Raw genomic sequence first — 25206 nt, 5'->3', positions numbered from 1 at the left:
GTGGAGAAAAAAGTGCCTGACCAGGAAATGACCGCTAAAGCAAAGCGCGACGCGCAGGCGCCAAAGCCGTTGCGCGCCGATGCGCAACGCAACCGCGACAGGCTGGTCGAGGTGGCGGCGCAGGCTTTCGCCGCCGATGGCGTCGACGCCTCGCTGGAGGAGATCGCCAAACGGGCAGGGGTCGGCATCGGCACGCTCTACCGCCATTTCCCAACCCGCGAGCATCTGGTCGAGGTCGTCTATCGCCGCGAGGTGGAGGGACTTTGCCACGCGGCCGAGGAACTCGCCCGGGAGCACGCTGCCGATGTCGCACTGGAGCTCTGGATGCAGCGCTTCGTCGACTATATCGCCACCAAGCGCGGCCTCGCCACCAGCCTGCGCCTATTGCTCACCACCAACTCGACGCTGTTCTCCGACACTTCAGGCCGCGTCTCGGGCGCCATGCGAAGCCTGATCGAGGCCGCCGCCGCCTCGGGCAAAATCCGCGCCGACGTCGACGCCTCCGACGTCATGCATGCGCTGGGCGGCATCTACTCGGCGCCGAATACGCCGGACTGGCGCGAGCGGTCGGGGCGGCTGGTGAAGCTCTTGATGGATGGGCTGCGGTTCGGGGCGAGGGGCTGAGGCGCGGGAACTGCTAATCTCCCCCACGAGGGGAGATTGGCAGCTTCGGCGCTGCGCCATCTTCTCTCTCCCTGACTGGCATTCCCCAACCCGTGGCCTACATAGTCGGCACCACCCTCCCTTCCAAAAGGAACCTCCCATGCCCGAAAAGCTCAAATTGAACGACGGCGCCACCATCCCGCAGATCGGGCTGGGCGTCTGGCAGGTCGATCCGGAGATCACGGCCAAGGTTGTGCGCTGGGGCATCGAGGCCGGCTACCGGCTGATCGACACCGCCGAGGGTTATCGCAACGAGGAAGGCGTCGGCGAGGCGATCCGTGCTGCCGGCGTGCCGCGCGGCGAGTTGTTCATTACCTCCAAGCTGCGCAACGGCGCGCATCAGCGTGACGCGGCGCTGCGCGCCTTCGACGAGACGATGCAAAAACTCGGCATTGACCAGATCGACCTGTTCCTCATCCACTGGCCGGTGCCCAGCCAGAACAAATATGTCGAGGCCTGGAAGACGCTGGTCGAGCTGCGGAAGGCCGGCCGTATCAAGTCTGTCGGCGTCTCGAACTTCAACCAGGACCATCTGGAGCGTATCGTCGGCGAGACCGGCGTGACGCCGGTCGTCAACCAGATCGAATTGCATCCGCGCTTCCAGCAGCGTGATAAGCGCGATTTTCACGCCAGGCACAACATCCGTATCGAGAGCTGGAGCCCGCTGGGCAGCGGCCGGCTGCTGGGCGATCCGACGCTGGAGAAGATCGCGAAGAAGCACGGCAAGTCGGTGGCGCAGGTCATCATCCGCTGGCACCTGCAGGAGGGGCTGGTCGTCATTCCGAAGTCGATCCACCGGGAGCGCATCGCCGGCAATTTCGACATCTTCGGCTTCGAATTGGACGCGGACGACATGCAGACCGTTCACGGTCTGGATTCGCCCGACGGCCGGACGGGACCCGATCCAGCCACGGCGGCGTTCTTGTTCTGAGGATTAGGTTCCCCCTTCTCCCACAAGGAAGGGGATTGCCTAGCTAAATTCCCTCTCCATCCACCAGCGGCACGTCATCTCCCTCCCAGGGGCTCGGCATCGTCCCGCGTCCTGCGGTCGGCAGCGGCATCCAGCATCTGAGTTCCGGTTCTGCGTATTCGACGATGCGGCCGGGCGAGGAGTCCGACGCCCGCCAGCCTTCCTCGCCGAACTGGTCGGCGCGCGACCAGTAGGCCATGTCGACCTCGGCCGGTCCCTGCTCGGAGGAACGCACCGTCACGAGGATGCGGCTGCCGTCCCGCGGCGCGCTCGCCATGTTGCGCCACTGTTCGGTCTCGTCCATGCGATCTCCTCCTGCTGAACCAATTCCAGAAAAACCGGCCGTCGCAATAGTCGCCGCCCGCCGGGGAGGGGTCAACCCGAACTTGGGGCGCGACAGGCAATTCATTCACAGCTAATATGTCATTGGCCGCAATCGGACAGACGACGATGGATGATGGATTGCTGTCTCCGGTGACCCGTCTCGGGCCGGTCCATCTCAAGGTGACCGACGTGCCGGCGGCCTTGAATGTCTGGCGCGACGCGCTTGGGTTGGCGCTGCTTGGCGAGGACGCCACCATGGCGGAGCTTGGCGCCGGCGGCCGGACGCTGATCGTGCTCCATGCCGGCGCGGAGGCACCGCTGCCGCAGAAGTCGTGCGATCTCTTCCACGTCGCCATCCATATCACCAGCCGTCGCGATCTCGCGCATACAGCCGCCCGCCTCAAGGCATTTGGCTTACGGTTCAGCGCCCAGGATCATCTGGTTTCGGAATCGCTCTATGTCTCCGACCCCTCCGGTAACGGCATCGAAATCTGCTTCGACACGCCGGAGCGCTTGCTGCGCCGCGAAGTGTCGCCCAATGGCCGCGTGACGCTGATTGCCACCGACGGCAGCGCGCATTCGGGGCTCGAGCCGCTGGACGTGTCGGGGCTGCTGCGCGACCTCGGCAACTCCGGCCATATCGAGCCGAAGATGGCGCAGGATGCCTTTATCGGCCACATCCATTTGCGCGCCCGCGCGCCCGAGATGCTGATGAAATTCTATCTCGGCGTGCTCGGCTTCCGGCCGCATATTCAGTCCCGGACCTTCGGCATGTTTGACTGCGGCACGGAGCGCCGCGCCCATATGGTGGCCTTCAACATCTGGGCGCGCGACGAGCTGCGCGAGCCGCCGCAGGGTGCGGCCGGCCTCGACCATTTCACCATCGAGCTTGGCTCCGCGCAGGAGCTCGCCGCCGTGGAGGGCAGGCTCGAAGCGGCCGACATACCGGTGAAAAGGGATGGTCGCGTTATCTCGACCGCCGACCCGGAAGGCAACCGGCTGCGGCTCGTGGTCCAGGGAGATTGAGCGCAACCGCTTGAAGACGGGAGGAGGAGGGGAAATGTCGCTCAAGGTTATTGGAGCCGGCTTCGGCCGGACCGGCACGGATTCGATGCGCGAGGCGCTGACCATGCTCGGCTTCGGTCCTTGCTACCATATGTCGGAGGTAATGGCGCATGAGGAGCAGAAGCTGCTCTGGCGGGCGCTGGCCAAGGGCGCCGCGCCCGACTGGGACAGGCTCTTTGCCGGTTATAAATCCTGCGTTGACTGGCCCTCGGCGCATTACTGGCGCGAGCTGATCGAAATCTATCCGCAGGCACGCGTTATTCTGACCTGGCGCTCGCCCGAAAGCTGGTGGGAGAGTTTCGAAAAAACCATCCTGCCGGCGATCGTCAGCAGCACGGACCAGGAGTCGCTCGGCATCTCGCTCGTTTCGAAACAGGTTTTTGGCGGCCGCCCGCAGGACCGCGCCCATGCGATCGCCGTCTATCGGGACAATGTCGAGGCGGTGCTGAGCACCGTTCCGGCCGAACGTCTGCTGGTCCACAAGCTCGGCGACGGCTGGGCCCCGCTTTGCGCCCATCTAGGCGTTCCCGTGCCGGACGAACCCTATCCCAGCCGCAACTCGACCCGGGAGTTTCGGACGGCGCTGTCGCTGTCGGTAGGGGAGTAGGGGAGTAGGGGAGTAGGGGAGTAGGTCAAGAGTCTCAGGCCGCGTAGACGCCGCGAACTCCCATCGCTAACTTCCTCACTATTCACTATTCACTATTCACTATTCACTATTCACTACTCACTACTCACTACTCACTACTCACTACTCACTACTCACTACTCACTACTGCCCTACTCCCGTCCCTCACACATGCACGTCGCCAAAGGACAGCTCGCCGTCATCGGCGCGGACCAGGAACGCCGCGGCGAGCAGCGCGAGGTAGCAGCCGGTCACGCCGCACACGACGACGACGCCGGGAATTGGGCCGAGCGTCGCCACCCGGAAGGTGTCGACGAGCGAGGCGCCGAAGCCGATGGGAGAGCCTTCGCGCGACAGGCTCGGCGTGGTGATCTTGAGGATCCAGGCAAGCAGCAGGATCGTGTACATGAAGATGTAGTTGCGGCGCAGCCGCCTGATCAGCGCCGCGCGCTGCGTGATCAGGAAACGCGGCGAGCGCAGGCCTTCGCCGAGGATCGCGAGCCAGTTGGAAGCATAGTCCGGCTGTGGCGAAAAGATCTGCGCGAAATAATAACGCTCGAATTGCCGCACACGGGCGCGGTAGACGTCGAAAAAACGGTAGCGCCGCGCCTCGATCCACAAAAGCAGCGTGATCAGGAGCATGGCGAACAAAAGCACGCCATGATGCGCGCTGGGCGTCGACAGCGATACCGACAGCATCGCCGCCACCACCGTGATCGCCCAGTTGCTGGTGCGGTCGAGCCGGTCGCGCCAGCCCGCCATGCGCGCGATCTCGGCGCGGTGGAAATGCGACAGCGTCGTGGTGAATTCAGGGGAGCTGAGCTTCAGCGCCAGCGTGTCGGAAGCGCGCGGCGGTGCGGCCTTCTCGGTGGATCTTGCCGGCGCAGCCGCCTCTGTCGACCTTGCCACAGCTGCATCTGTGGATTTTGCGGCATTCGTCTGGGACATTCTGCCGTGCGCCTCCCGCCGCCATGGCCGGCCGTCCTCGCCTCGACATCGACCGGCCACACCCCTGTCGCTTCAACGTGCGGCCGGCCGGAATGTTCCCGCCTTTTCAGGCGGATAAGTCAGGATGCAAGTGGGGGGACACCACCGTTCGCGCGTCGCGGAAAGGGCAGCACATCGGCGATCGGCCTGGCATGCTGGGCTGCCGCCACTGCCTCGATCACAAGGTCGAGCGCCGCAAGCGCCGCGCGGCTCGTTTCATCGTCGCCGCGCAGGTAATGGCAGGCCCGGTCGAGGTGCAGGTGGGCGGCGGCAAAGTCGCTTTTCATTAGCTTCTCCTTATTGCCCGCCACGGCGCGAACATCGCCGAGTCGCTTTACCGGGAAGCAAAAATCCGTGGTGGCATTTGATTAGAATTGTAGGAAACGGCGCCGGAACTGCTGATCTCCCCTCTTGTGGGGGAGATGCCCGGCAGGGCAGAGGGTCGCCGTAGAGCACCAACTTCTGCCTGTCTCTCTTGCTGCATGTCCCATGCCGGACCTGCAGATGTTAACGCTTCTGGCTGTGAAGCCGCGTTCCTTCGCGCCCCCCTCTGTCCTGCCGGACATCTCCCCCACGGGGGGGAGATTGGCAGCTCCGACACCGTGCAACCGAACCACCGGCCAAACCGTTATGACGCGAAATCGAGGGGAGACAGCTTGTCCAAAATACTCAATCTGCGCCGGTCGGTCGTGTTAGCCGCCGCTGCGCTTCTGCTGATGCCCGTCGTCGCCTTCGCCGCCGAAAAGATCGGCATGTCCTCGGAAGGCATTTTCGTCGCCGAACTCATCCTGCTCCTTGTCGTCGGTCGCGGCATCGGCGAGGTGCTGGAAATACTGGGTCAGCCGGCGGTGATGGGACAGCTGATCGGCGGCATCCTGCTTGGGCCTTCGCTGCTCGGCTGGGTCTGGCCGGCGGCCGAGCGGCTGGTCTTTGCCGGTGACGCCTCGCAAAAGTCGATGATCAACGCCATCGCCCAGCTCGGCGTGTTGATGCTGCTCCTGCTCACCGGCATGGAAACGGATCTGCGGCTCGTGCGCCGCGTCGGCCGCGCCTGTTTTTCCATATCGGCCGCCGGGGTGGCGGTGCCCTTCGCGCTCGGCTTCGTCGCCGCCCAGTTCATGCCGGCCACGCTGCTTGCCGCAGGAAGCGAACGCATCGTTGCCGGGCTGTTCCTCGGCACTGCGCTCTCCATCTCCTCGGTCAAGATCGTCGCCATGGTGGTGCGCGACATGAACTTCATGCGCCGCGACCTTGGCCAGATCATCGTCTCGTCGGCCATCATCGAGGACACGATCGGCTGGGTAATCATCGCCATCACCATCGGCATCGCCACCAAGGGACGCATCGAGATCGGCGGCCTGGCCTTCATCATTATGGGCGTCGCCGCCTTCATGGCGTTTTCCTTCACACTCGGGCGCCGCATCGTCTTCGATGCCATCCGCTGGACCAACGACACCTTCCGCTCCGAGTATGCGGTCGTCACCGTCATCCTCGCCATCATGGGCGCCATGGCCTTGATCACCGATCTGATCGGCGTGCACACCGTGCTCGGCGCCTTCGTCGCCGGCATCTTGGTCGGCGAGTCGCCGATCCTGTCGCGCCACATCGAAGGGCAGCTGCGTGGCATCATCACCGCCCTTTTCATGCCGGTGTTTTTCGGCGTCGCCGGACTATCCGCAGACCTCACCGTGCTTCTCGATCCTCAGCTTGCGCTGCTGACGGTAGCGCTGGTCATCATCGCCAGCATCGGCAAGTTCGGCGGCGCCTTCATCGGCGCAGAGGTCGCCGGCATGAGCCGCGCCGAAGGCGTCGCGGTGGGCTGCGGCATGAACGCGCGCGGTTCCACGGAGGTCATCGTCGCCTCGATCGGCCTGTCGATGGGCGTGCTGTCGCACAACCTCTTCACCATGATCGTCACCATGGCGGTCATCACCACCTTGGCCATGCCGCCGACATTGCGCTGGGCCCTGCGCCGCCTGCCGATGGGCGAGGGCGAGCAGAAAAGACTGGAGCGCGAGGACATCGACCAGCGCGGCTTCGTCGCCAATCTGGAGCGGCTGCTGGTGGTGGTCGACGAGGGTATCGTCGGCCGCTTCGCCGCCTATCTAGCAGGCGTCATCGGCGCCGGCAAGCCGACGACGGTGCTGCATTCCAGCGGCGAGATCGATGCCGAGCCGACCGAAGGGTTGCATCTAGAGGAAATCGAGAAGGGCGCCGAGGACAGCCGTGAGGCGGCGAAGCAAGGCGACGAGACGCCGGTGCGCGAAGCCCCGGTCACCCGCCGCCAGCATGAGGAGCTCTCGGCCGAGGCTGTCACCAAGGAGGCGCGCAAGGGCTACGGCATGCTGCTCGTCGGCCTCGGCCGCGCGGTCACTTCCAAGGGGGCCTTCTCGCATCGGCTGAACGAGGTCGCCGGCGCCTTCGACGGGCCGCTCTGCCTGGTGCTGAAGCCGGCCACCGCCGGCCGCCAGATGCCTCGGCTCGGCCCGCGATCGGGCAAGATACTGGTGCCGGTCAACGGCACGGCGGTTGCCCGCCGCGGCGCCGAACTGGCTTTAGCCGTCGCCGCCGTCACCGGCGCGCGCGTCAAGACGCTCTATGTCGCACGGGCCGGCCGCGACGAGCTGCGCGACACCGTCTCGCACCGCCGCAGGGAAGCCGTGCTGAAGGACATCGTCGCGCTTGCCGACCGCTACGGCGTCGAGATCGAGACGGCGATCCGCAGCAGAGCCGCCGCCGCCGACGCCATCACCCGCCAGGCCGGCCGCAACGTGGCGCTGATCGTCATGGGCGTGGCGCGGCGCCAGGGCGAGGAGCTGATCTTCGGCGAGACGACGACAGCCGTCCTGCGGCGCAGCCCATGCCCAGTGGTGCTGATCTCCGACGAGCGGGTGAAGCGCGACGAGAGCGACCGCGAGGCGGTGCGCACGGGCACGGGCACGGGCTGAGCGGCCGGGCGGCGGCCCAAGCGGGTATCTTCAGCCTGCCGATCGCTGACGCTTGGCACGGGGCTGCGAAGCCTTCGCGGGAGGATCTTCCTGCACAATCGGGGCAGGCGCCTCGACAGCAAGCTCCTGGCTCGAAAGGATCACCACGGTCGGCTCGTCTTTCGTATCGTCGGGTCTCGCGGCGGCCGCCTCCAGTCGCTTCCGCCATGCGCGCGCCGCCCTCCAGTTTTCGATGGCCAGCCATGTCGACAGGACAAAGCTGATGGCAAGCGCGGCAATAAACCATCTCTGCGAATGGATCAGCGCCGGATCGTACCAAGGTTTGCTGAGAAGTTCCTGCGGCTCGACATAAGTGACATCGGTCGCCATGCCGGCTGCCACGAAAGGCAGCGCCCAAAGCGCGGCGACGAAGCCGAACGAGGACCAGCCCAGAAACTGGCTGAACCAGAAGGCACTTTCGGCAGGATCCTTGTCGGAAAGCGTGCGGGCCCAACGCGCTTGGCCGAGCATCATCGCGAGTATGACGATGATGACGATCGGGCCGATATTGAGCACGCCGGCGATGCCGAGTTTGGCTCCAAGGACATCACCGGTCTCTTCGGCGGTCTCGGATGTCGCCAGCGTGGCGAGCTTGTCGCGCGCAATCGATCGCGGCAGGAGCGCGATATCCTGCGGTATCTGCACGCCACCGGACAGCAACCCAAGTTGCTTCTGCGCCCTGACGTAGAAATTGAACCAAAAGGGCGTCACGTCTTGCGTCGCTGCTGCCGAACAGCCGATTCTGGTGACGAGGCTGGACCGTCGCTGTTGCTCCCAGCTCTCCGAACGGAAGACGAGATCGCAGAGTCTTGTCTTTGGATCAGGCTCGCCAACCTCGACCATCAGATCCTTCGCCACGATCAAGCCGTTCCACGCCGGCATGTTCTGCGCGTCGTCCACGAACTTGGCGAATTGCGCGGGATCGAGCGTGAGCACGGTGTAGGAGACTGCTGGCCAGTTGGAATTGGCGTATCCATTGAGCTCCAGCATCGTCAGGTCCGGGCTAGTCAGAGGGATCGGGATGGTTTTCCCGTTTGCGCTGGCGGTAAGCACTTCCGGCACGGATTCCATGGCTTTCAAGGCGTCCGCCTCGGCGGAGGGCGCCTTGGCGAAGGCTGGTGCAAGCTGCGCGCGATAAACTAGCGTCGCGTTGGCCCCGATGTCGCCGGTCAACTCGTCATAGAGCCGGTTGAGCCGGGTCAGCCCCTCGAGCACGCGCGAATAGCGGAAGGGCGGGTGATAGGAAACCGCGGTCGCGATTACCGTCGCGGCGAGCAGCAGCAGCACCCGCGAAAGCGTTTGAAGACTGTCCAGCGTCTTTGCCATGCAGATGTCCCTCGATGGCGTGACCGGCACGGACGTTAGGCCTGGCTGGTTGCGGGAGCCAGACCTTCCCGGCCGGATCATGCCGGTAACCTTTCGAAAGTCTAAGCGCACTTTTAAGTTGCGCATGTGAAAAGCCTCACAGGCCGATCGCACATGGCTCTTTATGCCGCTTCCGGCTGCCTGGGAGGCGCGCGAATGACGCTTGGCGATCTGTCCTTCTATCTGTTCACGTTGTTCAACGGCCTGCGCGTCGTCTCCTACCTGCCGCAGATCCTGCGCGTGGCGCGCGACGAGAACTGCGCTTCGGCAATCTCCTACACGACCTGGCTGCTGTGGACCGGCGCCAACGCCACCACAGGCCTCCATGCCGGCGTCAATCTCGACGATCCGATATTGGCCGCGATCAACTGGCTGAATGCCGTCTGCTGCGCGCTGGTGATCGCGCTGACGGCCTGGAAGCGGCGGTCGAGAGCGGTCGATACCATGCCTGCGAGTGGTTCCGGTTACACGTCGGTGATAATGGACAATCTGTCGGCCTGAAACTGGGCGCCATCGGTCTTCCTGATCGCGCGCGCCCGGGCTTCACCGGGCGTCAGTTGCAGCGGCCGCCTTCCGTCGGGCGGCCGCTTCCGATCACCTTCAAGCCATCTGCAGCTTCTGCCGGCTGGGCTGCGGCGGGAAGGCGATCGCGATCCCGGCCGCGCCCAACCCGATCAGCGCCGAGCCGATGAACAGCCAACGGTAGCTGGCGGTGGCGTCATAGATCATGCCGCCAGCAAGCGGCCCGAGCGACATGCCGAGGCTGGAGAGCATCGTTGCCGCGCCGAGGATGGTGCCGATGATGCGAAGGCCGAAATATTCGCGCGCCAGCACCGCGTAAAGCGGCATCACGCCGCCATAGGTGGCGCCGAAGATGACGGCCAGAAGGTAGAACTGCTCGAGCTGGCCGACGGTGAGATAAGCGGCGATCACCAGGCCCTGGATAGCAAGCCCGGTGACCAGCACCGGCTTGACGCCCAGCCGGTCGCCGAGCACGCCGTAGAGCACGCGCCCGCCAAGGCCGGCCAGCCCCTCGACGCTATAGATCGACACGGCCGCCATCGGCGCCACACCGCAGGACATGGCATAGCTTACCATGTGGAAGATCGGGCCCGAATGCGCCGCGCAGCAGGCGAAGAAGGTGAGGCCCAGCACGATGAATTGCGGCGAGCGCAGCGCCTGGCCGACGCTCATGCCGGGATCGTCGGTGACGGGCGCCGGCGTGCCGTCGCTGGCTGCGACCGCCGCCGATGGCTGGCGCACCAGCAAGACGGCGGGCAACAAAAGCACCCAGGCCATCACGCCGATGTCGAACATGGCGGTGCGCCAGTCATAGGCCGTGATCAGCCAGCGGGCGAAGGGCGAGATGGTCATCGGCGCGACGCCCATGCCGGCCGAGACCAGCGAGACGGCAAGGCTGCGGTTGGTGTCGAACCATGCGGTGGTGAGCGCGATCATCGGGGCGAAGAAGGCGCTGGCCGCCAGCCCGACGATGACGCCGTAGCTGAGCTGGAAGACCAGCAGCGAGGTCGCCCGGCTCGCCACCACCAGCGACAGGCCAAGCAGCACCGCGCCCGCAAGCACCACGGGCCTGGCGCCGACCCGGTCATAGATCGCGCCCCAGGCGAAGCCGCCGAGGCCCATCACCAGGAAATTCAAGGTCATGGCGCTGGAAATGCCGGTGCGCGACCAGTTTGTGTCGAGCGACATCGGCTCCAGAAAGATCGCCAGCGAAAACATGGCGCCGAGCGCCACGCAGGTCATCAGCGCGCCGGCCGCGACGATGACCCAACGATAGGAATGGTTCATGGTTCTGCTCCCATGCCGAAAGGCATCCTGTTTGATGCGGCACGGTTTTTCCAGTCCACCGGGCCGTTTGCGTCCGAAGGACGCCGGGGCGGGAGCCGATCCTACAATCTGGTTGCATTTTTTATCCGGATTTCTTGAGGGGCCGATTTTGTTGGTCCGGGCGCTGTCCCGCGCGTGGCTGAAAGTGTCAGCAGCCGGCAGTACCCGTCATTGACCGCTCGCCAGCCCCATCTAGATTTCACCCTCTCAACCAGGAGCATCCCATGGAACTCTATCGCGGCCGGCTCATCGATCACCTTCACCTGGTGGTGCGCGACATTGAGGCCAGCCGGCGCTTCTACAGCAGCCTATTCGAAGTGCTGGGCATCCCGATCGGCGGCGGCGCTGAGGACCATTTCTGGGCCGACGAGCTGTTCGTCTCGACCCCCGACAGCCGTTCCGCCCAAGGCGTGCTCACCGGCCGTCACCATCTCGCCTTCCAGGCGAAGGACCGCGCCACGGTCGATGCCTTCTATCACGCCGGGCTCGCCGCAGGCGGCAAGGACAATGGCGCGCCGGGCGAACGCCGCTACCATCCCGGATACTATGCCTGCTTCCTGCTCGACCCTGATGGCAACAACATCGAGGCGGCGTTTCACGGGCCGGCGACGCGGAGCGCGGATGCGGTGGTGGTGAGTTTCTGAGGCCTATCGGCGCCAGAACGGTTTAGCGAGCTCCTCCCGCACCTCGTCCATGGTCAGACCGATATCGCCGATCAGATATGGCGTATAGCGCGCCTTGAGCGCCAGCTCCTCGCGGAAGCAGGCTCGTTCGTGCCACACGGCCAAAAGGCCGAACACCCCGGGATGACGCGTCAAGCTTCCTCCGGCCGGCGGGTCGCGGAGGTCGAGCCGCACGGCGCCGTAAAAATCGGAAATCGTGTTCAACATGGGTTTCATCGTCGGCTCCTCGGAAAAACGGCCCTCATCGAGGGGCACGCCGGGAGCCTGAACCGCCACGCTCGGTCGATCCATCGGCTGCATGCAGTGTTTTGGGTCCTGCATTTGTAGTATTTTGCGGGGGGCGGGGCGTTGATAATGTCGCCGTCCGCGGGCAGGAATCGAGATGAACCACGACGCTGCGTCCATACCGGCCGCGCTTTCAGCGCGCCAGCCTGTGCCGGCCTTGTCCGAGCGCGAGCGTGCGGTGGCGGAAAGGTTCGCGGCTGGCCTGACCTATCGCGAGATCGGCGAGGCGCTGTTCATCGCGCCATCCACCGTGCGCACCCATCTCGCCGCGATCTACGAAAAGCTCGGCGTCCGCAGCAAGGTCGCGCTTGCCATGCATATCAACGCCGTCACAGCCATGCCGGCCGTGCCCGACACTTCGCCGGTCCTTGCGATATTTCCCGTCGAATGCCTGAACGCCGACGAGCAATGGCGCCGCTTTGCTCGCGGGCTGTCGTCCGACATTACCATCGACCTTGCGCGCTACGCGGATCTGCCGGTCATTGCCTTCCACACCATGAAGGCGCTGGGCAGCAAGCCGGCCGATTTCGCCGCCGACGGCAAGGCCCTGGGCGCTGCCTATCTTCTGTCCGGTCAGTTGCGCGCCGACACCCAGCGAGTGCGGCTTACGATGGAGCTGGCCGATGCGCGAACCGGCGTCAGCCTGTGGAGCGAACGCTTCGACCGGCCCGTCAAGGACATCTTCGCGCTGCAGGACAGCCTGACCGAAAGCGTGATCAACGTGCTTGCCGGCTGTTTCGGAGCGATCGCCACGGTCGGCCGCAATGCAATTCTTCGCAAGCCGCCGGCCAGCCTGCGCGCCTATGACTGCTATCTGCTGGGCGTCGAGCAGCACAACACCTTCAGCCGCAGCGGCAACAGGGAAGCCATCAGGCTGTTTTCACGCGCGCTCGAACTTGACCCGACCCTGGTCAAGGCCTGGACCGAACTTGCCTACGCCTATTCGATCGAGGCATGCAACGGCTTCGGAGACAATCTGAGCGCCTCGATCGCCAAATGGCGCTGGGCGGCCGAGAATGCGCTGCGGCTCGATCCGGGCGACAGCACTGCGCATAACTGCTTCGGCGACCTCATGGGTTGCCTCGGCGATTTGGAGGCAGCTGAAAGGGCGCACCGGCGCGCCTTCGAATGCGGTTCCAACCATGCCGACACGCTGGCGCTGCTTGCCGGCAGCAAGGCGCTGGTCGCCGGCGATCCGGCGGAAGCCATCCCGCTCATCGAGCGCGCCATGCGACTCAATCCGCTTAGCCCGCCCTGGTATTTCGGCATGCAGGGGCGCGTCCTGTTCACGGCCGGCAGGCACCGGGAAGCCATAGCCGCGCTGCGACGGAGCACGCCGGATTCGCCGCACGTGCTGATCTTCCTGATGCTCGCCCACGCGACACTAGGCGAAGATCGCGAGGCCGCAGCCATCGCGGACCGTCTGCGCACCGAATTCCCCAGCTTCTCGGTCGAGGGCTTCATCTCTGGCTATCCGGTCAGCAATCCGGGCGCCGCGCGAGCCATCCGCGAAGCGGCGAAGTTGGTGTCGCTCTGCTAGCCCCGGTCACAAGCCCGACGTCAGGCGCCAGGCGCGAAAGCGCTTCTATTCCTTCACCGCGCCCGTCATCGATGAAACATAGTGCTCGACGAAAAAGGAATAGAGCACCACCACCGGCAGCGACCCGATCAGCGCGCCGGCCATGAGCGCGCCCCATTCATAGACGTCGGAGCGAACGAGTTCGGTGAGCACGCCGACCGGCACTGTCTTCTTCTCCGAAGACTGGATGAAGGTCAGCGCATAGATGAACTCATTCCAGGACAAGGTGAAGGCGAAGATGCCGGCCGAGATCAGACCGGGAACCGACAGCGGCAGCACGATCTTGGTGAGGATCTGCCAGCGGCTCGCGCCATCGATGAGCGCGCATTCCTCCAACTCGAAGGGGATCGAGCGGAAGTAGCCCATCAGAAGCCAGGTGCAGAACGGGATGAGAAAGGTCGGATAGGTGAGGATCAGTGCGAACGGCGTGTCGTAAAGACCGAGATTGAACACCATCACCGACAGCGGAATGAACAGGATAGAAGGCGGCACGAGATAGGCGAGGAAGACGGCGAGGCCAACCTGCCGCGCCCCCGAAAACCTCAGCCGCTCGATCGCATACGCAGCAAGCACGGCAGCCGCCAGCGACAGGAAAGTTGCGGCGGTCGAAATGATGATCGTGTTGAGCAACCAACCTGGATAGGAGGTCTCGAAGAGCAGATAGCGAATGTGCTCCAGCGTCGGATGCACGACCCAGAACGGATTGTAGTTCACATAGTCGGTCATCTCGATATTGGGCTTAACAGCCGTGATCGTCATCCAGTAGAACGGAAACAAGAGGACGATCAGAAACACCAGCAGCGGCAGATAGACTGTCACCACCCGCCGCGGCAGGCTTTGCAGGTAGCCCATGCCGCCTTCGTCGGTCTCCAGGCGCTCGACTTCCTTGATCGCGGCCATGTCAGTCTCCGCCGCCTTGCTGCCATCTGCGCCGTTGCAGTCCGAAATAGCTGAACAGGATCGCGGCCAGCAGGAAGGGAATCATGGCGACCGCGATTGCCGCGCCTTCGCCCAGTTGGCCGCCCGCAATACCGCGCTGGAAGGACAATGTCGCCATCAGGTGCGTGGCGTTCACCGGCCCGCCGCGGGTCAGCACATAGATCAGCTGGAAATCGGTGAAGGTGAACAGGACCGAAAATGTCATGGTGATGGCTATGATCGGCGTCAGCAACGGCAGGGTCACGTAGCGGAACAGCTGCCAGCGGCTGGCGCCGTCGAGCGTGGCGGCCTCGTAGAGCGATTGCGGGATCGTCTGCAGTCCGGCAAGCAGCGTGATGGCGACAAAGGGAATGCCGCGCCACACATTGGCCGCGATGACCGAGGCGCGCGCATTGGTCGGGTCACCGAGAAAATTGATGCGGTGGTCGATCAGGCCCATCTGCTGCAATGCCCAGGACAGGATCGAAAACTGCGAGTCGTAGATCCACCAGAAGGCAATGGCCGAGAGCACCGTCGGCACGACCCAGGGCAGCAACACGACGGCGCGGAAGAACGACTTGAAGGGCAGCTTCTCGTTGAGGATGAGAGCCAGCCAGAGGCCGAGCACGAATTTTAGGATCGAAGCGCTGACCGTGTAGAGCAGCGTGTTGAACACCGAGAGCCAGAAGACGCTGTCGCTCCACAGATATTCGTAGTTCTCGACGCCGATGAAGATGCCGGGCCGGCCGATGCGCGTGTCCGTGAAGCCGAGCCAGACGCCGAGCCCGAGCGGATAGGTGAGAAAGACCAGGAGCAGCGCCGCCGCCGGCAGCATGAAGCCGAAGCCGAGAGCGTTCTTGCTTTCGGCGAGCCTCGAACGGATCGACGGGCGCGTCTGAACGGCAACGGACGGCACGGCCATGGCGCGGGCTCCTCGTTATGCGGGTGGAACTGTGGCTGACCGCGCTTGGCTTGGCTAAGCCGCAAAGCGCGGTCATCCTGCTTCAAACTGCGCCAGGATCAGACGCGGTAGTAGCGATTGGCGCGTTTTTCGGCCTCCTCCATCGCTTCCTGCGGCGTCGCCTGGCCCGTCACCGCCTTGGCGAACATGTCCACCAGCACGTAGTCAGCCATGGTTGCGGCGGATGCATAGCCGAGCGGCCCGGCGTAGCCGTTGGGGCGCAGCGTCGCCGAGGCTTTCGCGTAGGCTGCATTGTTGGGGTCGGCCTTCCAAACCGGGTTGTTGTCGAAGGCTTTCAGCGTTTGGCAGCAATAGCCCGCCGACGAGGTGATCCAGTCGGACATTTGCGGGTCCTCGAACATGAACTGCAGATAGGCTTTGGCGGCATTGGGGTAGGGCGTGTAGTTGAAGATGACGGCCGTGGTCACCTGGAAAAGCTCGACCGATTTCCCGACCGGACCGATCGGCATGTTGGTCGTGCGGATGTCCTTGGCGATCTCGGCCAGCTTCGGGTCCTTGTCCTTGTTGATCTTTGCTGTGTTGTAGGCTGAGATGCCGTTGGCGATCACGCTCACTTCCCCCGCCAGGAATGCGCGATTGTTGTTGACGTCGAGCCAGCTTTCGGTGCCGGGGATAAAGGTCTTGTAGAGCTCCTGCGCATACTGGATCGCCTTGAGCGTCTCCGGACTGTTGATCGTCACCTTGCCGGCTTCGTCGACCATCTGGCCGCCGTGGCTCCACAGCAGCCAATGCGCGTAATTGTTGCCGTCGCCGACGCCGTGGCCATGGGTGAAGCCGGCGGGATGGCCTTTCGCCTTCAACGCCTTGCAAAGTTCGAGGAAACTGGCCGTGTCCTTTGGGAATTCGGAGAAGCCTGCCTCCTTGACCCAGCTTTCGCGGTAGACGATGGCGTTGCCGATGGTGGCCAGCGGCAAGCCGATGAACTTGCCCTCGCGCGTCGCATATTGTTTCGGGCCGTCGTACCAGCCGCCATACTTCTTGCCGAGATAATCACCCAGTTCCGTCACATCGAGCAGCTTGTCGGGATACTGGTGCGGGTCGTCGAACCAGACGAACATCAGGTCGGGGCCGGAGCCGACATTGGCGGCGACCGCCGCCTTGGGACGGATGTCTTCCCAGCTTTCCTTGTCGACGCGCACCTCCACGCCCGTCGCCTCGGTGAACCGCTTGGTATTCTTCAGCCACTGGTCCTCGTCGCCCTGCACGAAGGGCGACCAGCGCAGCAGCCTGAGCTTGGCGCCTTCCTCGGGCTTGTAGGTCAGGCCTTCCTGGGCGAAAGCGGCCGAGCCGACGAAGCGGCTGCCCAGGGCTCCGGCCGCCGCGGCTGCGGTCGTGCGGATTACATCGCGTCTGGTGAACTTCATACTCGTTTCCTCCTATTGCTCTGCCGTTGCCTGGTTTTATCGCGCCGTCTCGATTCGCTTGCCGGTCTCGCCGTGGAACAGGTGGACCGGACCGGGGTTGACCGACAGCCGAATGGTTTCTCCCGGCGCGAAGGAGTGGCGCTCGCGGAAATTGGCGACGATATCCTCCCCGCCGACCGTGCGGCCGATGATCTGCACTTCCGACCCGGTCGGCTCGATCACCGCCACCTTGACTGGAATGCCGTCGTCGGCCAGCCGCAGATGCTCGGGTCGTACTCCGAGCACCATGGCTTCGCCGCTGCCGATCGAGAGAGGCTTCCGCAGAGGCACGGAAATGCCGCCCGCGCCCCTGAACGACGGTGGGCCATCATTGGCGAATGCGCCCTTGAGCAGGTTCATGGCGGGCGAGCCGATAAAGCTTGCCACGAACAGGTTGTTCGGCCGGTCGTAGAGCTCGAGCGGCGGTCCGATCTGCTCGACGAGGCCGTCATGCATGACCACGATTTTGTCCGCCATGGTCATGGCCTCGATCTGGTCGTGGGTGACATAGACCGTCGTGGTCTTCAGCCGCTGGTGCAGCTCCTTGATTTCGGCGCGCATCTGCACCCTCAGCTTTGCGTCGAGGTTCGAGAGCGGCTCGTCGAACAGGAACACCTGCGGATTGCGCACGATTGCCCGGCCCATCGCGACCCGCTGGCGCTGGCCGCCCGAAAGCTGGCGCGGATAGCGCGACAAAAGCGGCACCAGCCCCAGGATTTCGGCCGCCCGCTTCACGCCCGAATCGCTTTCAGCCTTCGGGACACCCTTGAGCATGAGCGAGAACGCCATGTTCTCGGCAACCGTCATATGCGGGTAGAGCGCGTAGTTCTGGAAGACCATGGCCACGTCGCGCTCCTTCGGCGCAACGTCGTTCACGATACGGCTGCCGATCGAGATATGGCCGCGCGAGATTTTTTCCAGGCCTGCAATCATCCTGAGAAGCGTCGATTTCCCGCAGCCTGAGGGCCCGACCAGCGTGACGAACTCGCCGTCGTCTATATCGACGCTAACGCCATGCAGGATCTGGGTGGTCCCGAACGATTTGTAGACATCGCCAATCGCGACAGACGCCATCGAACTCCTCCCGATGGTCCCTGCGAATCTCGCGGGAGCCGTTCCAATCAAGGTGTGGCTGAAACGGATGCCGGCAAGCACCCACCACTGGCGTCGGCGACGTTCGCCCCAGCTCCCCCGGGTCACGCGACTGTGAAACGGTAGCGCTACCACATACGCCTGTAAAGCGTCGGCGCGCCTTGCTTACTTTTGTCATTGAAGACAGTTGAGCAAAAGCTGTCCTGAAGCGAAGTGGATCCAGCCGGTCGCCGGCGGACGGACGGTTCATCGTCAAACGATCACCGATGGATATTAGGCAGCGTTAATGTAATAGATTTCAGCTTTCCCGGGAAAAGCCGACTCCCGCCGATTCAGACCGCCAGCGGGATTAGCCGCTATTCGTCTAAGACGCGCGTATTGCTTCCGCCATAACGCAGTGAACAGGGCGGTTGCCGCGCCTCTTGCCTTTCGTTCTCAGCCCCCGCCCAGAAACGCCGCGATCAGCTTCAGCATGTTGCCATCCTGCCCGAACTCGATCTTGTCGAAATCGCGGCTGCCCTGGCGCTGCGCCTTCGAGAGCTGGTCGAGATAGGCCGTCAGCTCCGCCCGGACCTTCTTGCAGCCGGGATCGTTCTGGGCGGTGAGGCCGGTGCTGAAGGCGACGATCTTGTCCACCATGTCGACGATGCCGGCGCCATGCACCTTCTCATGCGCGATCAGCCCGGCGGCGAAGGCATCCCAGCGCGTTTGCAAGGCTGAGCCAAGTTTCCCCGCCGGCTTGGGCAGCGTGTAGGTGATGATCAGCTTCGGCCGCGCCGTCCTCAGCACGCAGGCGCCGCCTTGCGGCTGGTAGTCGCGCTGCCAGGTCAGCTTGAAGAAAGTATGCGCGATGACGCGCCGTTCGTTGCCGGCCGAATCCTTGCCGATCACCGGTCCCTTCTCCCCGATCGAGAGGTAGAGCTGTTCCGCGCTTTCGCCTGAGACGGCATAAGTCTCGATTTTCTCGACGGGCTTCCAGTCGGCGAGCGCCGGCGTGGACGAAAGCAGGGCGGCGAGGAGGAGGGCGGGCTTCATCGGGCGAGCCATAGCACCGGGCCTCGTTCCGAAGAAGCCGGCCCGCGGATTTTTGGAACCCGCTCCGCTCGTCAGCCGTTCCCCTGGGCAATCATCCCGACCCATGGGGGAGGACAAGATGACCCGCAACGACATCATTTCCGTGCTTGGACCGGTCGACGAGGCCGTCATCGCCGACATCGCGCTCACCGGCGCCAGTCTTGAGGAACTGCGCGAGGCCTTCGCCTGGATCGGCGCCGACGAGGCGTTGGTCAATGAAGGCCGCGCCATGCCCGGCGCCCGCGTGGCGAAACTGATCGAGATCCTCGAACCGCCCGAGGATGAGCCCGAGGCGCCGGGCGCGATGGAGTAGGGCGGCTGCCCGTAGGTGGTTCTCCCTACTTGCCCCTCGAACCCCTCCTGTCATAGTTTTTGCCGCTTTGGCGGGAGGAAAGCAATTTGGATACCAATGTCGTCATCGTCGGCGCCGGTCCTGCCGGGCTCGCCGTTGCTGCCTGCCTCAAACAGGCGGGGCAGGATTTCGTCATCCTTGAAAAGGCCCATGAGGTGGCGCCGGCCTGGCGGCGACATTACCGGCGGCTGCATCTGCACACGGTGAAATCCTTCTCGTCGCTGCCCTTCGTGCCGTTCCCGAAAAGCCACCCGCGCTACGTGCCGCGCGAGAAGGTGGTCGCCTATCTCGATGCCTATGCCGGGCGTTTCGGGCTCAAGCCGCGCTTCGGCGTCACCGTCAAATCGGTCCGCCGCGAAGGCGAGCGCCTGCTGGTCCAGACTGATGCCGGGCTGTTCAATGCCCGCAAAGTCGTGGTGGCCACCGGCAACAATGCCGAGCCGATCACACCAAGCTTCCCGGGCATCGAAGCCTTCAATGGCAAGGTGCTGCATAGCGCCGCCTACACCGAGGCCGCGCCTTATGTCGGCAAGGACGTGCTGGTCGTTGGCATGGGCAATACGGGCGCGGAGATCGCGCTCGACCTGGCTGAAAGCGGTGCCAGGCCCACAATCTCGGTGCGCAAGGGCGTCCACATCGTGCCGCGCCAGCTGTTCGGCGTGCCGATCCAGATGGTGGGCATCGCCAGCCGGCCGATGCCGCAGGCGCTGAACGACTGGATGTTCCCAAAGATCCTCGATCTGGCGTTGGGTAGGCTGGAGAGATACGGCATCGTGCGGCCGCGGCAGGGCATCATGCAGGGGATCGAAGCCGGCCGCATTCCGGTGATCGACGTCGGCACGGTGGCGGCGATCAAGGCCGGCCGGATCGGCATCGCACCGGATATCGCAAGCTTCACCCGGGACGGTGTGAAATTCGCCGACGGGGTGGAGAAGAAATTCGACGCGGCTATTTTCGCCACCGGCTACCACCCGGCCTATGACGGCTTCCTGCCGGCGCAGCTCAGGCCGGACAAGAGCGGCGTGAACGCCCGCGCGACCGAGCTCGGCGTCTATCTCGTCGGCTTCTACAATCCGGTTACCGGCCTGTTGCGCGAGATCGGCATCGAGGCGCAGGCGGTGGCGAAGGATATTGCGAGGCGGTGAGAGGCGACGGCCACCTTCCTGCAACGTTGACGATTGGCGAAAGCCGGCGTGACATCTAATCTCCCCCCTTGAGGGGGAGATGCCCGGCAGGGCAGAGAGGGGGGCCTCGCTCAGACCTTTCTGTGCTGATCTGCGCCCGCCTGAATCGGGTGGCACCTTTCACCGCGGCATGCCAAGCCAAGTCCCACCAACGGAGGACCGCCATGCTCACGCTCTACGACTACCTCCCGTCGCAAAATGCCTGGAAGGTTCGCGTCCTGCTCGGCCTGCTGGGCATCGCCTACGAAACCCGCATCATCTCGATCTTCGAGGGCGAGAGCCACACCGAGACATTCCTGAAGCTCAACCCGGCAGGCGCAGTTCCGGTGCTCGGGCTGGACAATGGCGAGGCGATCGCTGAGTCGAACGCGATCCTTGCCTATCTCGCCGAGGGCACGCCCTACTTTCCGTCGGACCGCTTTGCCCGCGCCAAGGTGATGCAATGGCTGTTCTTCGAGCAGTACCATATCGAACCGGTCATCGGCTCGCTGCGCTACTGGACGCTGACGGGTCGGCTGGAGCGTAACCAGGCGATGGTTGCCGGCAAGCGCGAGGCGGGCGTGCGCGCGCTCGGCGCGCTGGAGCGCAGCCTGGCCGGCACGCAATTCCTGGTCGGCAATGCGCTCACCATCGCCGACATCGCCGTCTACGCCTACAGCCACCGCGCCGAGGACTGCGGTTTCTCGCTCGCCGACTATCCCGCGGTCGATGCTTGGATGGGACGCGTCAGCGAGGCGATCGGTCCGGACTATCCAGTGTATCCTTACAGCATCGATCCGCATTCGCACGCCTGAGCCGCCGGAACACAGCGGCGGACGGGGCGTTTTCCAAAGGCAGCGTGTCGTGCGTCGCCCAATCGGCGCCCGCCTGTTTCGCGTTGCGTTCCAACCAGAGCCATGGAGGTCCGCAATGGTTCGCACCATCCTCGCCGCAATCCTCGCCACCGGCATCATGAGCCTGCCTGTCATGGCAGCCGAGCAATACTGGGTCGCCAGGGACGCCGTGTCGAAGCAATGCGAGATCGTGCCGAAGAAGCCCGACGGCACGCTTGTCGTCGATCTCGGCAAGAAGAAATACGCCAGCGAGGGTGAGGCGAGGAAGGCGATGGAGGCGATGTCGGACTGCAAGAAAAAGTAAGGCCGTTGCCCAAATCTCCGAGGGAGATTGGCCAGCTTCTACCGGTCCACCAGAGACATCGTCCGCTCGTTGTAGCGCGGCCCTGACACCTTGTCGGGCGTCAGCGCCATGTCGAGCCCCAGCATCTCCGTGGCGTCGAGCGCGATGTCGGCCGCCGCGACGTTCTCCTCCAGATAGGTCCGGCGCTTGGTGCCGGGGATCGGCACGATGTCGATGCCGAAATCCGGGCCTTTGGCGAGCAGCCAGGCGATCGCGATCTGGCCGGGCGTGACGCCCTTTGCCGCGGCGATGTCGCGCACCGTGGCGGCCGCCGCGACATTCAGGTCGAAATTCTCGCCTTGGTAGCGTGGATCGCCGCGGCGGAAATCGCCTTCGGGATACTCCTCCGCGCGCCTGACGTCGCCGGCCAGGAAGCCGCGGCCGAGCGGCGCGAACGGCACCAGGCCGATGCCGAGCTCCTTCAGCGCCGGGATGATCTCGGGCTCGAGGTTGCGTTCCCACAGCGAATACTCGCTCTGCAGCGCCGAAACGGGATACACGGCATGCGCGCGGCGGATGTTGGCAATGCCCGCCTCCGACAGGCCGAAGAAGCGCACCTTGCCCTGCGCCACCAGTTTGCCGACCGCGCCCGCGACATCCTCCATCGGCACGGCCGGGTCGACGCGGTGCTGGTAGAGGAGGTCGATGCGGTCGGTGGCAAGTCGCGAGAGCGAAGCGTCGACCACCTCGCGTATATGCTCGGGCCGGCTGTCGAGCCCGGCCTGCTTGCCGCCGGCGATGCGGAAGCCGAACTTCGTCGCGATCGTCACCTGATCGCGCCGCCCTTTCAGCGCGCGTCCAAGCAACTCCTCATTGACGAAGGGCCCATAGACTTCGGCCGTGTCGAGAAAGGTGCAGCCGAGCTCGATCGCCCGGTGCAGCGTGGCGATAGACTCCGCCTCGTCGGCCGGGCCGTAGGCCTGGCTCATCCCCATGCAGCCGAGGCCGATGGCAGAGACTTCGAGCCCTTGGCTGCCGAGTTTCCGTTTGCCGAGGCTCATGCGTCTTGCTCCGCCGAATTTTCGATCCGGCTAAATTATAGGGCCGGACGTCAATGCGTCCAGCGCTGGCCCTATTGACGGCGTAATCGTCGCCATCCTTGCCGGTGGCGATTCCACTGTGGTGACGGCCAATGCGGCACGACAGGCTTGTCCTGATATTGCTCTGGCGCGAGCTCGTCGCCGGCTTGCGCGCGATGCGACGCCGCGATCTTGCCTGGATTGCGTTCGGCGGCGGCGGACTGGCGGCCTATGCGGTCGCCGATGTCGTGGTTGCCCTGCATGCCGGCGCGGCGAGACTGCGCCACGACCAGCTTCTGTGGACTCTCGGGCTGCCGCTCGCCTTGGCCGTTCTCGGAACGGCCGCCGGCAATGCGGTGGCCGGGCTCTGCCTTCAACGCGCCTTCGCGCCCTTCCTCAAAGCGCTGCCGCTAGCGCCCCGGCGGCGCCGTCGCATGGCGGGCGAGGCAACATTCGCGCTTGCGGTGCCGCTTGGCGCTCTGGTTGCGATTTCGGTCGGCTTCGCCTGCGCCGTCATCGGAAAGCCATGGGCGCCGGTCTGGGGCCTAGGTGCGGCGATCCTGTTTGCCTTGGGCTTCGGCACGGCGGCCCAGTGGCGTCTGCGACGGCCACGTCTTCTCGCCGAAGAGGCGGGAAGCGAGACGGCGCCGATTGGAAGGCCCTGGCTGCGCCGCCTCGACCAGGCGCGTCCGAGCTGGCTTTCCAGTTGGGCCTGGAAGCTGCCGGGCGGCCATATGCGGCCGTCATGGAAGTTGGCGGCTGCCTGCCTGCTGCCGGCAGTCGCCGCCATCCTTGGCGCATGGGCCAGCCTGGCCGGCCGCACGGCGGGGCCGGCGGCGATGGCGGGTCTGGCCGGCGGCATTCTCGTCTTCATGCTCAGCCTGCGCTGCCAGCCGCTCGGCTCGCCGGTGCTGCGCACGGCGCCCATCAGCTTTACCCGCGTGTGGCTGCGCCTGGTGCGGCTGCCGCTGCAATTGTCGCTCGCCTTCTTCCTGCTGCCGGCGGGCGCAGCACTTGCGGCCGAGCCGTCGGCATGGGCTGTGCCGGTGGCGGGCGGGTTCTGGCTGCTGGTGCTGAACGGCATCTATGCGGTGTTCGGCGCCTATTTCCTGAATGCGCCCTTCGTCGCCATACTGAGTTTTGCCGGCGCGCTCGCCTATGCCGGCTACGAGACGTTCGAATATGGCCGGACCGTGCTGATCGGCCTGGCCGCGCTGGTGTTCTTCCTGTGGCACCGAACCCGACAGAGGTATCGCAATGGATGAAGTTCTCGCCGTCAGCGAACTCAGCGCCGGCTATCGCGGGCGGGCCGTGGTTCAAGGCATCGATCTTTCGCTCCGCCGGGGCGATATTCTCGGTCTGCTCGGCGCCAATGGCTCGGGCAAGTCGACGCTCATCAGGGCGATCACCGGCCAGATCCCGTTGATCTGCGGCAGCGTGGCGATCGACGGCATCGACCTCGCCGCCGCGCCGGAACGCGCCAAGGCCGGTTTCGGCCTTGCCATCGAGCCGCACGAACTGCCGGCCCCGCTCTCGGGACGCCAGTATATCGAGCTCGTCGCGTCGATCCGCGGCTGCGCGCCAAACGACCTGCCAAGCGGCGACCTGCTGGAGCGGCTGGACCTCGGGCGCTGGATCGAGCGTCCGATCGCTGAATATTCGCTTGGCACGCGAGCCAAGGCCGCGATCGTCGCAGCATTCCTCGGCCGGCCGCCGCTTCTGATATTCGACGAGACGCTGAACGGCCTCGACCCCGTCGCGGCCTGGGAGGTGAAGCGCATCATCGCCGCGCTCTGCGCGAGCGGCCGTCACGCCGTCATCGTCTCGACCCATGTGGTGGAGGCGGTGCCGACGCTCTGCAATCGCGCGGTGCTGATGGCTGACGGAAGCCTGGACCGGAGCTGGGATGCGGCCCAGCTGGCCGAAGCGGGCGGGGCGCCCGGCGCTTTCGAGGAAAGCGTCATGCAGGCGCTGCGCGTGCGGGCCGCTGCCTGATCTAGAGCAATTCCAGGAAAAGTGTGAGCGGTTTTCCGCCTGGAATTGCGGCAAAAACAAAGCTCTAAGCCATCGGCAACATGCGGCGCATGATCAGCGAAGCATGGCCGCCGACGCCGTGGGCCGCTTCCCGGCGTTCGACCACTTCGAAGCCGTGCTTGCGGTAGAAGGCGATCGCGCGGTCGTTGCCTTCTATCACCTCCAGCGCGATGCTGGGGATGCCGGCATGCGCGGCAAGCACGGCATGCAGCAGGTCGACCGCGAGGCCGCTGCCGAACGCCTGCGGCTCGATGTGGAGCCGCTGCAGCATCACATCGCCTTTCCCGTCCATCGCCGCCATGGCGTAGCCGGCAATCGAGCCGTCGGCGCGCTCGGCGACGAAGGACATCTTGTCCTCGTCGTCGAGCTCCGCCGCGAGCCTTTCCGGCGCGTGCCTTTCATCGGAGAGCCTGGCCACGGCCTCGTCGCCCATGATCGGCGCATAGGTCCGCCGCCACGATTGCCCGAGCAGCCGCGACACATCGGCAAGGTCATTCCTCGTCATCGCCCGGATGCGGGTCATGGTCGCCATCCTTGTTGGAGTCTGAAGATAGGGCGAAGCGATGGGTACAGCCAATCTCCCCCTTGTGG

27 protein-coding genes are annotated in these 25206 nt (G+C 64.7%); 14 read left to right on the top strand and 13 right to left on the bottom strand.

From position 1 onward, the window contains the following. Positions 1-27: 27 nt before the first annotated feature. Positions 28-624 carry a TetR/AcrR family transcriptional regulator gene (locus FJW05_RS11220; RefSeq protein ID WP_140632055.1) on the top strand — a complete coding sequence of 199 codons (597 nt, stop codon included), beginning with the start codon at positions 28-30 and terminating at the stop codon, positions 622-624. Between the two features lie 139 nt (positions 625-763). After that, positions 764-1594: an aldo/keto reductase gene (locus FJW05_RS11215; protein ID WP_140631571.1), complete on the top strand. Its 831-nt coding sequence runs from the start codon at positions 764-766 to the stop codon at positions 1592-1594. Between the two features lie 43 nt (positions 1595-1637). On the opposite strand, the gene FJW05_RS11210 is transcribed toward FJW05_RS11215, so the two are convergent. Then, positions 1638-1937 carry a hypothetical protein gene (locus tag FJW05_RS11210; protein ID WP_095768322.1) on the bottom strand — a complete coding sequence of 100 codons (300 nt, stop codon included), beginning with the start codon at positions 1935-1937 and terminating at the stop codon, positions 1638-1640. 146 nt (positions 1938-2083) lie between these two features. On the opposite strand from FJW05_RS11210, the gene FJW05_RS11205 reads away from it, so the two are divergent. Beyond that, complete coding sequence (locus tag FJW05_RS11205; protein ID WP_140631569.1) at positions 2084-2983, top strand: VOC family protein; 900 nt, start codon at positions 2084-2086, stop codon at positions 2981-2983. A gap of 34 nt (positions 2984-3017) precedes the next feature. Further along, positions 3018-3629, top strand: a complete 612-nt coding sequence (locus FJW05_RS11200; protein ID WP_140631566.1) for a sulfotransferase family protein — start codon at positions 3018-3020, stop codon at positions 3627-3629. A 183-nt stretch (positions 3630-3812) separates the two neighbouring features. Here the strand turns inward: FJW05_RS11200 and FJW05_RS11195 are convergent, their stop codons facing one another. Further along, positions 3813-4481: a DUF2270 domain-containing protein gene (locus FJW05_RS11195; RefSeq protein WP_246673369.1), complete on the bottom strand. Its 669-nt coding sequence runs from the start codon at positions 4479-4481 to the stop codon at positions 3813-3815. Positions 4482-4714: 233 nt separating this feature from the next. Beyond that, positions 4715-4921 (bottom strand): hypothetical protein, encoded by a 207-nt coding sequence (locus tag FJW05_RS11190; RefSeq protein WP_140541617.1) that lies wholly within the window; start codon positions 4919-4921, stop codon positions 4715-4717. 429 nt (positions 4922-5350) lie between these two features. Between FJW05_RS11190 and FJW05_RS11185 the strand changes: the two genes are divergently transcribed. After that, positions 5351-7582 (top strand): cation:proton antiporter, encoded by a 2232-nt coding sequence (locus FJW05_RS11185; protein ID WP_140632053.1) that lies wholly within the window; start codon positions 5351-5353, stop codon positions 7580-7582. A 30-nt stretch (positions 7583-7612) separates the two neighbouring features. Here the strand turns inward: FJW05_RS11185 and FJW05_RS11180 are convergent, their stop codons facing one another. Continuing rightward, positions 7613-8947, bottom strand: a complete 1335-nt coding sequence (locus FJW05_RS11180; RefSeq protein ID WP_140631561.1) for a hypothetical protein — start codon at positions 8945-8947, stop codon at positions 7613-7615. 195 nt (positions 8948-9142) lie between these two features. Between FJW05_RS11180 and FJW05_RS11175 the strand changes: the two genes are divergently transcribed. Continuing rightward, positions 9143-9487 carry a hypothetical protein gene (locus tag FJW05_RS11175; RefSeq protein ID WP_140631558.1) on the top strand — a complete coding sequence of 115 codons (345 nt, stop codon included), beginning with the start codon at positions 9143-9145 and terminating at the stop codon, positions 9485-9487. A 99-nt stretch (positions 9488-9586) separates the two neighbouring features. Here the strand turns inward: FJW05_RS11175 and FJW05_RS11170 are convergent, their stop codons facing one another. Beyond that, entirely contained in the window at positions 9587-10795 is a 1209-nt protein-coding gene (locus FJW05_RS11170) for an MFS transporter (protein WP_140631555.1), read from the bottom strand. A gap of 263 nt (positions 10796-11058) precedes the next feature. On the opposite strand from FJW05_RS11170, the gene FJW05_RS11165 reads away from it, so the two are divergent. Next, the gene (locus tag FJW05_RS11165) at positions 11059-11478 is read left to right on the top strand and encodes a VOC family protein (RefSeq protein WP_140631552.1); all 420 of its coding nucleotides are present in this window, start codon (positions 11059-11061) and stop codon (positions 11476-11478) included. A 3-nt stretch (positions 11479-11481) separates the two neighbouring features. Here the strand turns inward: FJW05_RS11165 and FJW05_RS11160 are convergent, their stop codons facing one another. Further along, positions 11482-11817, bottom strand: a complete 336-nt coding sequence (locus tag FJW05_RS11160; RefSeq protein ID WP_140631549.1) for a hypothetical protein — start codon at positions 11815-11817, stop codon at positions 11482-11484. 82 nt (positions 11818-11899) lie between these two features. Between FJW05_RS11160 and FJW05_RS11155 the strand changes: the two genes are divergently transcribed. Then, complete coding sequence (locus tag FJW05_RS11155; RefSeq protein ID WP_140631546.1) at positions 11900-13342, top strand: LuxR C-terminal-related transcriptional regulator; 1443 nt, start codon at positions 11900-11902, stop codon at positions 13340-13342. Positions 13343-13387: 45 nt separating this feature from the next. On the opposite strand, the gene FJW05_RS11150 is transcribed toward FJW05_RS11155, so the two are convergent. The 5 genes from FJW05_RS11150 to FJW05_RS11130 all read right to left on the bottom strand — a co-directional run bounded on the left by FJW05_RS11150 (position 13388) and on the right by FJW05_RS11130 (position 18811). After that, a complete protein-coding gene (locus FJW05_RS11150) occupies positions 13388-14281 on the bottom strand; it encodes a carbohydrate ABC transporter permease (RefSeq protein WP_140544608.1) in 894 nt (297 codons plus the stop codon). 1 nt (position 14282) lies between these two features. Further along, positions 14283-15221, bottom strand: coding sequence for a sugar ABC transporter permease (locus FJW05_RS11145; protein ID WP_140631543.1), 939 nt, complete (start codon positions 15219-15221; stop codon positions 14283-14285). Between the two features lie 98 nt (positions 15222-15319). Beyond that, positions 15320-16645 (bottom strand): ABC transporter substrate-binding protein, encoded by a 1326-nt coding sequence (locus FJW05_RS11140; protein ID WP_140631540.1) that lies wholly within the window; start codon positions 16643-16645, stop codon positions 15320-15322. Between the two features lie 36 nt (positions 16646-16681). Continuing rightward, the gene (gene ugpC / locus FJW05_RS11135; RefSeq protein WP_140631537.1) at positions 16682-17758 is read right to left on the bottom strand and encodes a sn-glycerol-3-phosphate ABC transporter ATP-binding protein UgpC; all 1077 of its coding nucleotides are present in this window, start codon (positions 17756-17758) and stop codon (positions 16682-16684) included. A 453-nt stretch (positions 17759-18211) separates the two neighbouring features. Next, a complete protein-coding gene (locus FJW05_RS11130) occupies positions 18212-18811 on the bottom strand; it encodes a DUF922 domain-containing protein (protein ID WP_140631534.1) in 600 nt (199 codons plus the stop codon). 118 nt (positions 18812-18929) lie between these two features. Here FJW05_RS11130 and FJW05_RS11125 point away from each other — a divergent pair, with 118 nt between their 5' ends. From FJW05_RS11125 to FJW05_RS11110, 4 genes are all read left to right on the top strand, one after another. Next, positions 18930-19163, top strand: a complete 234-nt coding sequence (locus FJW05_RS11125) for a hypothetical protein (protein ID WP_140544600.1) — start codon at positions 18930-18932, stop codon at positions 19161-19163. Between the two features lie 86 nt (positions 19164-19249). Further along, positions 19250-20347 carry an NAD(P)/FAD-dependent oxidoreductase gene (locus FJW05_RS11120; protein ID WP_140631532.1) on the top strand — a complete coding sequence of 366 codons (1098 nt, stop codon included), beginning with the start codon at positions 19250-19252 and terminating at the stop codon, positions 20345-20347. Between the two features lie 203 nt (positions 20348-20550). Further along, positions 20551-21180: a glutathione S-transferase family protein gene (locus FJW05_RS11115; RefSeq protein ID WP_140544596.1), complete on the top strand. Its 630-nt coding sequence runs from the start codon at positions 20551-20553 to the stop codon at positions 21178-21180. A gap of 115 nt (positions 21181-21295) precedes the next feature. Beyond that, positions 21296-21523: a hypothetical protein gene (locus tag FJW05_RS11110; protein ID WP_140631530.1), complete on the top strand. Its 228-nt coding sequence runs from the start codon at positions 21296-21298 to the stop codon at positions 21521-21523. 38 nt (positions 21524-21561) lie between these two features. Here FJW05_RS11110 and FJW05_RS11105 read toward each other — a convergent pair whose 3' ends face one another. Further along, entirely contained in the window at positions 21562-22563 is a 1002-nt protein-coding gene (locus FJW05_RS11105; protein WP_140631526.1) for an aldo/keto reductase, read from the bottom strand. Positions 22564-22694: 131 nt separating this feature from the next. Here FJW05_RS11105 and FJW05_RS11100 point away from each other — a divergent pair, with 131 nt between their 5' ends. Continuing rightward, the gene (locus FJW05_RS11100; RefSeq protein ID WP_140631523.1) at positions 22695-23846 is read left to right on the top strand and encodes a hypothetical protein; all 1152 of its coding nucleotides are present in this window, start codon (positions 22695-22697) and stop codon (positions 23844-23846) included. After that, positions 23839-24576: an ABC transporter ATP-binding protein gene (locus FJW05_RS11095; RefSeq protein ID WP_140631520.1), complete on the top strand. Its 738-nt coding sequence runs from the start codon at positions 23839-23841 to the stop codon at positions 24574-24576. The genes FJW05_RS11100 and FJW05_RS11095 overlap by 8 nt, the downstream gene beginning before the upstream one ends. 64 nt (positions 24577-24640) lie before the next feature. On the opposite strand, the gene FJW05_RS11090 is transcribed toward FJW05_RS11095, so the two are convergent. Continuing rightward, complete coding sequence (locus FJW05_RS11090; protein WP_140631517.1) at positions 24641-25138, bottom strand: N-acetyltransferase; 498 nt, start codon at positions 25136-25138, stop codon at positions 24641-24643. Between the last annotated feature and the right edge of the window lie 68 nt (positions 25139-25206).

The sequence above is a fragment of the Mesorhizobium sp. B2-9-1 genome, from assembly GCF_006439455.1.
Classification (GTDB): Bacteria; Pseudomonadota; Alphaproteobacteria; order Rhizobiales; family Rhizobiaceae; genus Mesorhizobium.
Note: the sequence above shows the minus strand (reverse complement) of the source record. Positions and strands in the feature narration are given on the sequence as shown.